Genomic DNA, 12,210 nt, shown 5'->3' with positions numbered 1-12,210 from the left:
ATCCAAATCACGCCCCCGACGCGAGCGAAAGATCGTTGTGTAGTTTTCGCTCAGCAGAATTAAGACTATCTATAATTTTTCCAAAATCAAAAACAATTTCCATTTTAATTTTAATTGCAACGCAACTTCATGATTACTATAGAGTTAAAGTTTCCTGGTATGTTGAACAGGATTTCGGAAATAAAAAAGGCACCCGAAGGTGCCTGATCTGAATAGCTGAAACGCTTTAGGATCGTTTAATGCAGACGATTACTCCAGCGTCGGATTCATGTGGCGAAGATCGTACGGCGTAATCTGGTAGACGTAATAGTTGAGCCAGTTGGTAAACAGCAAATTTCCATGACTACGCCAGGTTGCCCGAGGCGTGTTTTGTGGATCGTTTTTCGGGAAATAGTTGTACGGGACATCCGGATTCAGACCCGCTTCAACGTCACGAAAATACTCTGCCGCGAGGGTATGCGGATCGTACTCAGGATGGCCGGTAACGAACGCGATGCGTTTGTCTTTACTGGCGAACAGGTAGGCATCGCCGTCTTCCGTTTCGGCCAGGATTTCCAGGTCGGTGTAATCTCGGATCAGCTGTGCCGGAAAATCGGCGTAGCGAGAATGCGGGGCCAGGAAAGTGTCATCGAAACCACGCGTCAGCAGCGCATGCGGGTGAAGGATGTGGTGTTCGTATACGCCAGAAAGTTTGTCGCTGCGGGTTTGCTTGGGAATACCATACAGGATATTCAATGCGGCCTGTACCGCCCAACAGACAAACAAGGTGGACGTGACGTGATCTTTTGCCCACTCCAGCACCTGCCTGATCTGTGGCCAGTAGGCAACGTCATTAAATTCCACCAGACCCAGCGGTGCGCCGGTGACGATCAATCCATCGAAGTTCTCATCGCGAATATCTTCAAAATTACAGTAGAAGTTATTCAGATGCTCAGCAGGCGTGTTGCGTGACTCACGCGCGTCAATGCGCAGCAACTGGATATCAACCTGAAGCGGAGAGTTGGAGAGCAAACGCAAGAACTGGTTCTCTGTTTCGATCTTCTTTGGCATCAAATTAAGGATCAGCACCTTCAGCGGGCGAATTTCCTGACCAGAAGCACGCGAAGTTGTCATTACGAAGACATTCTCTTCACGCAAGAAATTGACGGCTGGTAGCTCGTCCTGCACCCGAATCGGCATAACCTTAAATCCTCACAGCATACGTATAAACGTTTAGACATCCAGACAGCTAACGATACCCAGAAACGGGGTTAATGTCGAGCCTGCAAGCGTAAGGTGAGAAAGTTTCAAGGAGGGGATGGTGCGGTTTGGTGCCCTCACCCCGGCCCTCTCCCACAGGGAGAGGGAGAAAAACAAAAGCAAAAAACCCCGCACCTTACGGTACGGGGTTCTTCTTGTTTGATGCCTGGCAGTTCCCTACTCTCACATGGGGAGACCCCACACTACCATCGGCGCTACGGCGTTTCACTTCTGAGTTCGGCATGGGGTCAGGTGGGACCACCGCGCTAAAGCCGCCAGGCAAATTCTGTTAATCTGTATCAGGCTGAAAATCGTGTCTGTCTCTTCGCCAAAACACCTTCGGCGTTGTAAGGTTAAGCCTCACGGTTCATTAGTATCGGTTAGCTCAACGCATCGCTGCGCTTACACACCCGACCTATCAACGTCGTCGTCTTCAACGTTCCTTCAGGAGACTTAAAGTCTCAGGGAGAACTCATCTCGGGGCAAGTTTCGTGCTTAGATGCTTTCAGCACTTATCTCTTCCGCATTTAGCTACCGGGCAGTGCCATTGGCATGACAACCCGAACACCAGTGATGCGTCCACTCCGGTCCTCTCGTACTAGGAGCAGCCCCCCTCAATTCTCCAGCGCCCACGGCAGATAGGGACCGAACTGTCTCACGACGTTCTAAACCCAGCTCGCGTACCACTTTAAATGGCGAACAGCCATACCCTTGGGACCTACTTCAGCCCCAGGATGTGATGAGCCGACATCGAGGTGCCAAACACCGCCGTCGATATGAACTCTTGGGCGGTATCAGCCTGTTATCCCCGGAGTACCTTTTATCCGTTGAGCGATGGCCCTTCCATTCAGAACCACCGGATCACTATGACCTGCTTTCGCACCTGCTCGCGCCGTCACGCTCGCAGTCAAGCTGGCTTATGCCATTGCACTAACCTCCTGATGTCCGACCAGGATTAGCCAACCTTCGTGCTCCTCCGTTACTCTTTGGGAGGAGACCGCCCCAGTCAAACTACCCACCAGACACTGTCCGCAACCCGGATCACGGGTCTACGTTAGAACACCAGCCATTAAAGGGTGGTATTTCAAGGACGGCTCCACGCAGACTGGCGTCCACGCTTCAAAGCCTCCCACCTATCCTACACATCAAGGACCAGTGTTCAGTGTCAAGCTATAGTAAAGGTTCACGGGGTCTTTCCGTCTTGCCGCGGGTACACTGCATCTTCACAGCGAGTTCAATTTCACTGAGTCTCGGGTGGAGACAGCCTGGCCATCATTACGCCATTCGTGCAGGTCGGAACTTACCCGACAAGGAATTTCGCTACCTTAGGACCGTTATAGTTACGGCCGCCGTTTACCGGGGCTTCGATCAAGAGCTTCGCGTTGCCGCTAACCCCATCAATTAACCTTCCGGCACCGGGCAGGCGTCACACCGTATACGTCCACTTTCGTGTTTGCACAGTGCTGTGTTTTTAATAAACAGTTGCAGCCAGCTGGTATCTTCGACTGATTTCAGCTCCGCCCGCAGGGGCTTCACCTACCTATCAGCGTGCCTTCTCCCGAAGTTACGGCACCATTTTGCCTAGTTCCTTCACCCGAGTTCTCTCAAGCGCCTTGGTATTCTCTACCTGACCACCTGTGTCGGTTTGGGGTACGATTTCGTGTTACCTGATGCTTAGAGGCTTTTCCTGGAAGCAGGGCATTTATCACTTCAGCACCGTAGTGCCTCGTCATCACACCTCAGCGTTAACAAGGTACCGGATTTACCTGGAACCTCCGCCTACATGCTTAAACCGGGACAACCGTCGCCCGGCTGACATAGCCTTCTCCGTCCCCCCTTCGCAGTAACACCAAGTACAGGAATATTAACCTGTTTCCCATCGACTACGCCTTTCGGCCTCGCCTTAGGGGTCGACTCACCCTGCCCCGATTAACGTTGGACAGGAACCCTTGGTCTTCCGGCGAGCGGGCTTTTCACCCGCTTTATCGTTACTTATGTCAGCATTCGCACTTCTGATACCTCCAGCATGCCTCACAGCACACCTTCAACGGCTTACAGAACGCTCCCCTACCCAACAACACATAGTGTCGCTGCCGCAGCTTCGGTGCATGGTTTAGCCCCGTTACATCTTCCGCGCAGGCCGACTCGACCAGTGAGCTATTACGCTTTCTTTAAATGATGGCTGCTTCTAAGCCAACATCCTGGCTGTCTGTGCCTTCCCACATCGTTTCCCACTTAACCATGACTTTGGGACCTTAGCTGGCGGTCTGGGTTGTTTCCCTCTTCACGACGGACGTTAGCACCCGCCGTGTGTCTCCCGTGATAACATTCTTCGGTATTCGTAGTTTGCATCGGGTTGGTAAGCCGGGATGGCCCCCTAGCCGAAACAGTGCTCTACCCCCGAAGATGAGTTCACGAGGCGCTACCTAAATAGCTTTCGGGGAGAACCAGCTATCTCCCGGTTTGATTGGCCTTTCACCCCCAGCCACAGGTCATCCGCTAATTTTTCAACATTAGTCGGTTCGGTCCTCCAGTTAGTGTTACCCAACCTTCAACCTGCCCATGGCTAGATCACCGGGTTTCGGGTCTATACCCTGCAACTTAACGCCCAGTTAAGACTCGGTTTCCCTTCGGCTCCCCTATACGGTTAACCTTGCTACAGAATATAAGTCGCTGACCCATTATACAAAAGGTACGCAGTCACCCCATAAAGAGGCTCCCACTGCTTGTACGTACACGGTTTCAGGTTCTTTTTCACTCCCCTCGCCGGGGTTCTTTTCGCCTTTCCCTCACGGTACTGGTTCACTATCGGTCAGTCAGGAGTATTTAGCCTTGGAGGATGGTCCCCCCATATTCAGACAGGATACCACGTGTCCCGCCCTACTCTTCGAGTTCACAGCAAGTGTGCTTTCGTGTACGGGACTATCACCCTGTACCGTCGGACTTTCCAGACCGTTCCACTAACACACAAGCTGATTCAGACTCCGGGCTGCTCCCCGTTCGCTCGCCGCTACTGGGGGAATCTCGGTTGATTTCTTTTCCTCGGGGTACTTAGATGTTTCAGTTCCCCCGGTTCGCCTCGTTAACCTATGTATTCAGTTAACGATAGTGTGTCGAAACACACTGGGTTTCCCCATTCGGACATCGCCGGGTCAAGGGTTCATATCACCTCGCCGGCGCTTTTCGCAGATTAGCACGTCCTTCATCGCCTCTGACTGCCAGGGCATCCACCGTGTACGCTTAGTCGCTTAACCTCACAACCCGAAGATGTTTCACTTCATGGTTGCGAAAATTTGAGAGACTCGAACACACATGAGCTGTGTGTCGTTTCAATTTTCAGCTTGATCCAGATTTTTAAAGAGCAAAACTTCTTAATGCACTCAAAAGTACATTCAGAAGTTCATCATTCATCAGACAATCTGTGTGAGCACTGCAAAGGCAGGTTCTTTAAGGTAAGGAGGTGATCCAACCGCAGGTTCCCCTACGGTTACCTTGTTACGACTTCACCCCAGTCATGAATCACAAAGTGGTAAGCGCCCTCCCGAAGGTTAAGCTACCTACTTCTTTTGCAACCCACTCCCATGGTGTGACGGGCGGTGTGTACAAGGCCCGGGAACGTATTCACCGTGGCATTCTGATCCACGATTACTAGCGATTCCGACTTCATGGAGTCGAGTTGCAGACTCCAATCCGGACTACGACGCACTTTATGAGGTCCGCTTGCTCTCGCGAGGTCGCTTCTCTTTGTATGCGCCATTGTAGCACGTGTGTAGCCCTACTCGTAAGGGCCATGATGACTTGACGTCATCCCCACCTTCCTCCAGTTTATCACTGGCAGTCTCCTTTGAGTTCCCGGCCTAACCGCTGGCAACAAAGGATAAGGGTTGCGCTCGTTGCGGGACTTAACCCAACATTTCACAACACGAGCTGACGACAGCCATGCAGCACCTGTCTCAGAGTTCCCGAAGGCACCAAAGCATCTCTGCTAAGTTCTCTGGATGTCAAGAGTAGGTAAGGTTCTTCGCGTTGCATCGAATTAAACCACATGCTCCACCGCTTGTGCGGGCCCCCGTCAATTCATTTGAGTTTTAACCTTGCGGCCGTACTCCCCAGGCGGTCGACTTAACGCGTTAGCTCCGGAAGCCACGCCTCAAGGGCACAACCTCCAAGTCGACATCGTTTACGGCGTGGACTACCAGGGTATCTAATCCTGTTTGCTCCCCACGCTTTCGCACCTGAGCGTCAGTCTTTGTCCAGGGGGCCGCCTTCGCCACCGGTATTCCTCCAGATCTCTACGCATTTCACCGCTACACCTGGAATTCTACCCCCCTCTACAAGACTCTAGCCTGCCAGTTTCGAATGCAGTTCCCAGGTTGAGCCCGGGGATTTCACACCCGACTTGACAGACCGCCTGCGTGCGCTTTACGCCCAGTAATTCCGATTAACGCTTGCACCCTCCGTATTACCGCGGCTGCTGGCACGGAGTTAGCCGGTGCTTCTTCTGCGGGTAACGTCAATCGACAAGGTTATTAACCTTATCGCCTTCCTCCCCGCTGAAAGTACTTTACAACCCGAAGGCCTTCTTCATACACGCGGCATGGCTGCATCAGGCTTGCGCCCATTGTGCAATATTCCCCACTGCTGCCTCCCGTAGGAGTCTGGACCGTGTCTCAGTTCCAGTGTGGCTGGTCATCCTCTCAGACCAGCTAGGGATCGTCGCCTAGGTGAGCCGTTACCCCACCTACTAGCTAATCCCATCTGGGCACATCCGATGGCAAGAGGCCCGAAGGTCCCCCTCTTTGGTCTTGCGACGTTATGCGGTATTAGCTACCGTTTCCAGTAGTTATCCCCCTCCATCAGGCAGTTTCCCAGACATTACTCACCCGTCCGCCACTCGTCAGCGAAGCAGCAAGCTGCTTCCTGTTACCGTTCGACTTGCATGTGTTAGGCCTGCCGCCAGCGTTCAATCTGAGCCATGATCAAACTCTTCAATTTAAAAGTTTGATGCTCAATGAATTAAACTTCGTAATGAATTACGTGTTCACTCGTTGAGACTTGGTATTCATTTTTCGTCCGAGGACGTTAAGAATCCATGTCACTTTGAGTGCCCACACAGATTGTCTGATAAATTGTTAAAGAGCAGTTGCGACGCGCTTCAGCGCTCTGTCGCGAGGTGGCGTATATTACGCTTTCCTCTTTCAGAGTCAACCCTGATTTTCAGGATTTTTTCTCTTCAGCCGACCGGGTTGTTTGTGAAGTGATTCACATCCGCCGTGTCGATGGAGGCGCATTATAGGGAGTTCCCGAGCGACCGCAACAGAAAAGTTGCAAAAAAATGACTGATTGCTGTATTCCCCAGCAAAACCCCGCCTTATACCTTTTTACGCACAGACTTATCCACAATGATACGAAAAAGTGAAAATGTGCGAGCGTTGCGCAAACGTTTTCGTTAAAATGCTCACGCTTCACAAGGATGCCTCGTCAGGTGTGTTAGATGAGTTTTTCACAGGAAAATTCATCTAACGCTCTCTGTAATCGTGAAATCCAGGGGATTTACCATGCAACAACGTCGTCCAGTCCGCCGCGCTCTGCTCAGTGTTTCTGATAAAGCCGGTATCGTCGAATTCGCCCAGGCACTTTCCGCACGCGGTGTGGAGCTGCTTTCTACAGGTGGCACCGCGCGCCTGTTAGCAGAGAAAGGTCTGCCGGTAACCGAAGTGTCCGATTACACCGGTTTCCCGGAAATGATGGATGGACGCGTCAAAACCCTGCATCCGAAAGTGCACGGCGGTATTCTGGGTCGTCGCGGTCAGGACGACGGTATTATGGAGCAACACAATATTGCCCCCATCGACATGGTTGTCGTTAACCTCTACCCGTTCGCCCAGACCGTCGCCCGCGAAGGCTGCTCTCTGGAAGATGCGGTTGAAAATATCGATATCGGCGGCCCGACCATGGTGCGCTCCGCAGCCAAGAACCATAAAGATGTGGCCATCGTGGTGAAGAGCAGCGACTACAACGCCATTATTAATGAGATGGATGCCAACGAAGGGTCCCTGACACTTGAAACGCGTTTCGATCTCGCCATCAAAGCCTTCGAGCATACCGCCGCCTACGACAGCATGATCGCCAACTACTTCGGTAGCCTGGTACCGGCTTACCATGGCGAAAGCAAAGATCCCTCTGGCCGCTTCCCGCGCACCCTGAACCTGAACTTCATTAAGAAGCAGGATATGCGTTACGGTGAGAACAGCCACCAGCAGGCTGCCTTCTATATAGAAGAAGAGGTAAAGGAAGCCTCCGTTGCGACCGCCCAGCAGGTTCAGGGCAAAGCCCTTTCCTATAACAACATTGCCGACACCGACGCCGCGCTGGAATGCGTGAAAGAATTCAGCGAGCCGGCCTGCGTTATCGTCAAGCACGCCAACCCATGCGGCGTTGCGGTAAGCACTTCTATTCTGGATGCCTACGATCGCGCCTACAAAACCGACCCGACCTCCGCGTTCGGCGGCATTATCGCCTTTAACCGCGAGCTGGATGCGGAAACCGCGCAGGCCATCATCTCCCGCCAGTTTGTCGAAGTGATCATCGCGCCGTCCGCATCAGAAGAAGCGCTGAAAATCACTGCGGCAAAACAGAATGTGCGCGTGCTGGTTTGCGGTCAGTGGGCGGAACGCGTGCCGGGCCTGGACTTCAAGCGCGTGAACGGCGGTCTGCTGGTTCAGGACCGCGATCTGGGGATGGTGAGCGAAGCCGATCTGCGTGTCGTCACCAAACGTCAGCCAACCGAGCAGGAACTGCGTGACGCGCTGTTCTGCTGGAAAGTGGCTAAGTTCGTGAAATCCAACGCCATCGTCTACGCCAAAGAGAACATGACCATCGGGATAGGCGCAGGCCAGATGAGCCGCGTTTACTCTGCAAAAATTGCCGGTATCAAAGCAGGCGACGAAGGCCTGGAAGTGAAAGGCTCCGCCATGGCCTCTGATGCCTTCTTCCCGTTCCGCGACGGAATCGATGCGGCCGCTGCTGTGGGTATCACCTGTGTGATCCAGCCTGGCGGTTCAATCCGTGATGACGAAGTGATTGCCGCTGCCGACGAACACGGCATCGCAATGATCTTCACCGACATGCGCCACTTCCGCCATTAATTCCCGGAGCAGAAAATGAAAGTATTAGTGATTGGTAACGGCGGGCGCGAGCACGCCCTGGCGTGGAAAGCAGCGCAGTCCCCGCAGGTTGAAACCGTCTTTGTGGCACCGGGTAATGCCGGTACGGCGCTGGAACCCGCGCTGCAAAACGTCGCCATCGGCGTGACCGATATCCCGGCACTGCTGAGCTTTGCCCAGACCGAGAACATCGATCTGACCATCGTTGGCCCGGAAGCGCCGCTGGTGATTGGCGTCGTAGACGCCTTCCGCGCAGCTGGCCTGAAAATCTTTGGCCCAACGGAGGGTGCCGCACAGCTGGAAGGCTCAAAAGCCTTCACCAAAGATTTCCTCGCGCGTCATAACATCCCGACGGCGGAATATCAGAATTTCACTGAAGTGGAGCCTGCTCTGGCCTACTTACGTGAGAAGGGCGCGCCGATTGTTATCAAGGCCGACGGTCTGGCCGCGGGTAAAGGCGTGATCGTCGCGATGACCCTCGAAGAAGCCGAAGCCGCGGTTCAGGATATGCTGGCAGGTAACGCCTTTGGCGATGCGGGCCACCGCATCGTGATTGAAGAGTTCCTCGACGGCGAAGAGGCGAGCTTTATCGTGATGGTCGATGGCGAGCACGTTCTGCCGATGGCCACCAGCCAGGATCACAAGCGTGTGGGCAATGGCGATACCGGCCCCAACACTGGGGGAATGGGCGCTTACTCTCCTGCTCCCGTTGTTACCGATGAGGTGCATCAGCGCACCATGGACCGCATCATCTGGCCAACCGTGAAAGGGATGGCGGCGGAAGGCAATACCTACACCGGTTTCCTTTATGCAGGCCTGATGATCGACAAGCAGGGTAACCCGAAGGTGATCGAATTCAACTGCCGCTTTGGCGATCCGGAAACCCAGCCGATCATGCTGCGCATGAAATCCGACCTGGTGGATCTGTGCCTTGCGGCCTGCGAAGGCAAACTGGATGAGAAAACGTCAGAGTGGGACGAGCGTGCCTCTTTAGGTGTGGTGATTGCTGCGGGTGGGTATCCGGGTAGCTACAACACTGGAGATGAGATCCACGGCCTGCCGCTGGAAGAGATTGACGGCGCGAAGGTGTTCCACGCCGGTACGAAGCTGGCTGACGATGACCGCGTGCTCACCAACGGCGGCCGCGTGCTGTGTGCGACCGCGCTGGGCCAGACCGTGGCAGAAGCGCAGAAACGCGCCTATGCGCTGATGGCGGATATTCACTGGAACGGCAGCTTCAGCCGTCAGGATATCGGTTATCGTGCTATTGCGCGGGAGCAGGGAGAGTAATTTCCCCCTCACCCTAACCCTCTCCCTCAAGGGAGAGGGGACTTAAATCAAAAACTCTTTTCTGTCGGCTGCCAGGTGCAGAAATCTTCATTCGCCACCAGCAACAGCTGAGAGCCTTCCGGCGCTTCCAGCCATGCCACACTCACCTCCACAGATGAATGCCGCTGACGACGCTGAATGTGTTCGGTTGCCCAGGATTCAAGCTCAGGCTTCACCGTCTGCCCTTCGCAGGTGGTCACCGTGCCGTCGGCATGCCAGCGCCCCTGACGCAGCACCACGCGGCCCTGACGCAGTGCATCGCTGGTCTGGCGAAGTTGTTCAGCACGGTAGCGGTAGAGGGCGACCTGATCGCTGGAAAGCTGCTGTTTCAGTCCACTGACCTCATGCTGCATAAAGCTCAGCTCGCCGTGGTCGTCGAAACGCACCTTCACGTGTTCGGGAGTCTTACTGTAGATATTCAGTTCAATGAGCGACAGGGCATCGCCCTGCCAGCGGTATTCTGCGGTCGAGGTATTGCCGTTATGCCATGGGCTGAACGCGGTGAGCATATGGACTTCATCGCTGGAATCTTTGCGCCAGATCCTGACCGCACCCTGGTTGTCAGCGTAGCCGCTGGCGGTAAACGGGGGGAGTGAGGAATCATGACTACAGGCAGACAGCAACAGTACGCCTGCCAGCGCGAGCGTTCCACGCCAGAATGACAAAAGGGGCGTTGCCGCCCCTTCGTTAAAACTGTTCACTGCCACGCGTCTTACTTAACTGCGTCTTTCAGTGCTTTACCAGAAACAAATGCCGGCACGTTAGCTGCGGCGATTTTGATTTCTTTACCGGTCTGCGGGTTGCGGCCAGTACGCTCAGCGCGGTGGTTCACTTTGAAGGTACCGAAACCAACCAGTTGTACAGCATCGCCTTCTTTCAGAGACTCAGTAATAGCAGCCAGGGTAGATTCCAGAGCAGCTTTAGCCTGCACTTTAGACAGATCAGCCTTGTCCGCAATTACATCAATCAGTTGAGTCTTGTTCATAAGTTATCCTTTCAATGTGTTTATCGCTTGCTAAGCATCGAGTGCGACGAAAATGCCAAAAAAGCACTCTCCTGCATACACGCACCGATAGCCACTTTTTTTCGCCCCCCAAATGTAGACCAGACGGGGGGCGAAAGGGAAGAGTCGAGGAGCGACAAAACAGGCGTTAAATCACGTTTTGTTGTCTCATTGGTTAAAAATTATACCAATATTGCTCTCGCCGGCCTCGCGCAGGTCCGCGCGCAGCCCTTTGATCAGCTCAATATCACGCTCTTCACACTCTGCCAGCAGGCGGAAAATCTCCCACTGAATGTCCCATTCCTGTTCTACCGCCGGGTTAGCACGCAGCTCTTCGTCGGTCATTTCACGGCCTTCCTGGGTCATTTCCAGCATCGCAACGGTGGTAATGGATGCCTTACTGACTTCAATGGCATGTTCCAGGGTTTCACCGCTCAGACGGGAGTGGATCAGCTCGCTCAACGCCACACAGGCATCAATGGCCGGGTAGACGCCATACAGGTCGAAATCATCCGCAGCCGGAATAGCCTCTTCCAGCTTTTCGAGCTGAGAGTCAAAATTCACCTTCGCGTCTTTGACCGTCAGCGTCTCCCAGATTAAATCCAGGATACGACGATAAATCTGGCCTTCGCCAAACGCTGTCTGCTTGCAGAACGCGGCATAGTTGGGATACATGCGCTCGCACAGGCAAGCCATAAACGTCACGTGCTGCCAGCTTTCCAGCTTTTCAAGGCGCAGATGAATCGGGTTTTGTAACATGATGATGTCTCGAATCGAAAATTAGCCGCAGTTTACCTGAATCACGGCTGAATTTCCTGCCAACGAATGAATGCCGGACGTGAAGAGGCCACGGCGTCAGCCCAGCGGGTTGGCTCCGGTAAACGGTAGCCCTTCATACAGCGTTGCACCCACGCCAGGGCGCTATCCATGCTGATCCGATGCCCGGTTGCGATAAACAGCGGGTTGCAGCGCGCTTTACTGCGCCAGACCCACGCCAGCTGCTCGCCTTTATGAATAAGCGGCGCCAGCGCGCCCGGTTCGGCAGAGAGCGGCTCAAACGCGCCGCACAGGCGTTTTTTCGCCACGCCGATGGTTGGCACGTCCACCAGCAGACCAAAGTGGCTGGCAACGCCTAAGCGACGCGGATGGGAGATACCATGCCCATCAACAAACAGCAGGTCAGGTTTTTGCGAGAGTTGTTCCCACGCGGCCAGCAGCGCGGGATATTCGCGGAAGGAGAGAAAGCCGGGGATATAGGGCATGGTGGTGGCGATACGCGCCACCTTGTACTCCACCAGCTCCAGCGACGGGTATTTCAGCACCACCATCGCCGCTCGCGTCACTTCACCGCCCTGCTCAAACCCGACGTCCGCCCCGCCAATGTACCGCGGAGGGTCCGTATCCAGACGATCCTCGCGGATCACCGATGAAGCCAGTTCGATTTGCTGAGCGCGTAGCGACGCGAGATCCATA

7 protein-coding genes and 3 rRNA genes are annotated in these 12,210 nt (G+C 54.1%); 2 read left to right on the top strand and 8 right to left on the bottom strand.

Translation table 11 applies throughout. The features are described 5' to 3' along the window. Positions 1–249 precede the first annotated feature (249 nt). From metA to L384_RS13895, 4 genes are all read right to left on the bottom strand, one after another. Positions 250–1,179: a homoserine O-acetyltransferase MetA gene (gene metA, locus L384_RS13880; protein ID WP_003860360.1), complete on the bottom strand. Its 930-nt coding sequence runs from the start codon at positions 1,177–1,179 to the stop codon at positions 250–252. A 224-nt stretch (positions 1,180–1,403) separates the two neighbouring features. Then, positions 1,404–1,519: ribosomal RNA gene (gene rrf, locus L384_RS13885) — 5S ribosomal RNA — on the bottom strand. Positions 1,520–1,588: 69 nt separating this feature from the next. Then, positions 1,589–4,493 (bottom strand): 23S ribosomal RNA (locus L384_RS13890). A 199-nt stretch (positions 4,494–4,692) separates the two neighbouring features. Continuing rightward, positions 4,693–6,234: ribosomal RNA gene (locus L384_RS13895) — 16S ribosomal RNA — on the bottom strand. The 16S, 23S and 5S rRNA genes sit together here, the layout of an rRNA operon. A gap of 563 nt (positions 6,235–6,797) precedes the next feature. On the opposite strand from L384_RS13895, the gene purH reads away from it, so the two are divergent. Both purH and purD read left to right on the top strand, forming a co-directional pair. Next, positions 6,798–8,387, top strand: coding sequence for a bifunctional phosphoribosylaminoimidazolecarboxamide formyltransferase/IMP cyclohydrolase (gene purH, locus L384_RS13900; protein WP_023324004.1), 1,590 nt, complete (start codon positions 6,798–6,800; stop codon positions 8,385–8,387). A gap of 15 nt (positions 8,388–8,402) precedes the next feature. After that, on the top strand, positions 8,403–9,695 hold the full coding sequence (gene purD / locus L384_RS13905; protein WP_023324003.1) for a phosphoribosylamine--glycine ligase: 1,293 nt from the start codon (positions 8,403–8,405) through the stop codon (positions 9,693–9,695). Between the two features lie 47 nt (positions 9,696–9,742). Here purD and L384_RS13910 read toward each other — a convergent pair whose 3' ends face one another. The 4 genes from L384_RS13910 to nfi all read right to left on the bottom strand — a co-directional run bounded on the left by L384_RS13910 (position 9,743) and on the right by nfi (position 12,209). After that, on the bottom strand, positions 9,743–10,435 hold the full coding sequence (locus tag L384_RS13910; RefSeq protein ID WP_017384076.1) for a DUF1481 domain-containing protein: 693 nt from the start codon (positions 10,433–10,435) through the stop codon (positions 9,743–9,745). A gap of 11 nt (positions 10,436–10,446) precedes the next feature. Further along, a complete protein-coding gene (gene hupA, locus L384_RS13915; RefSeq protein WP_002445246.1) occupies positions 10,447–10,719 on the bottom strand; it encodes a nucleoid-associated protein HU-alpha in 273 nt (90 codons plus the stop codon). Positions 10,720–10,905: 186 nt separating this feature from the next. Continuing rightward, entirely contained in the window at positions 10,906–11,496 is a 591-nt protein-coding gene (locus L384_RS13920; RefSeq protein ID WP_003862310.1) for a YjaG family protein, read from the bottom strand. Between the two features lie 41 nt (positions 11,497–11,537). After that, positions 11,538–12,209, bottom strand: a complete 672-nt coding sequence (gene nfi, locus L384_RS13925) for a deoxyribonuclease V (protein WP_023324002.1) — start codon at positions 12,207–12,209, stop codon at positions 11,538–11,540. Position 12,210 lies beyond the last annotated feature (1 nt).

Source organism: Enterobacter sp. MGH 38 (genome assembly GCF_000492855.1).
Taxonomy (GTDB): domain Bacteria; phylum Pseudomonadota; class Gammaproteobacteria; order Enterobacterales; family Enterobacteriaceae; genus Enterobacter; species Enterobacter hormaechei_C.
Note: the sequence above shows the minus strand (reverse complement) of the source record. Positions and strands in the feature narration are given on the sequence as shown.

Bases quoted from the DNA above. Each gene is read 5' to 3' on its own strand.
- metA (WP_003860360.1), bottom strand. From the start codon at position 1,179: ATGCCGATTCGGGTGCAGGACGAGCTACCAGCCGTCAATTTCTTGCGT.
- L384_RS13920 (WP_003862310.1), bottom strand. From the start codon at position 11,496: ATGTTACAAAACCCGATTCATCTGCGCCTTGAAAAGCTGGAAAGCTGG.
- purH (WP_023324004.1), top strand. From the start codon at position 6,798: ATGCAACAACGTCGTCCAGTCCGCCGCGCTCTGCTCAGTGTTTCTGAT.
- nfi (WP_023324002.1), bottom strand. From the start codon at position 12,209: ATGGATCTCGCGTCGCTACGCGCTCAGCAAATCGAACTGGCTTCATCG.
- hupA (WP_002445246.1), bottom strand. From the start codon at position 10,719: ATGAACAAGACTCAACTGATTGATGTAATTGCGGACAAGGCTGATCTG.
- purD (WP_023324003.1), top strand. From the start codon at position 8,403: ATGAAAGTATTAGTGATTGGTAACGGCGGGCGCGAGCACGCCCTGGCG.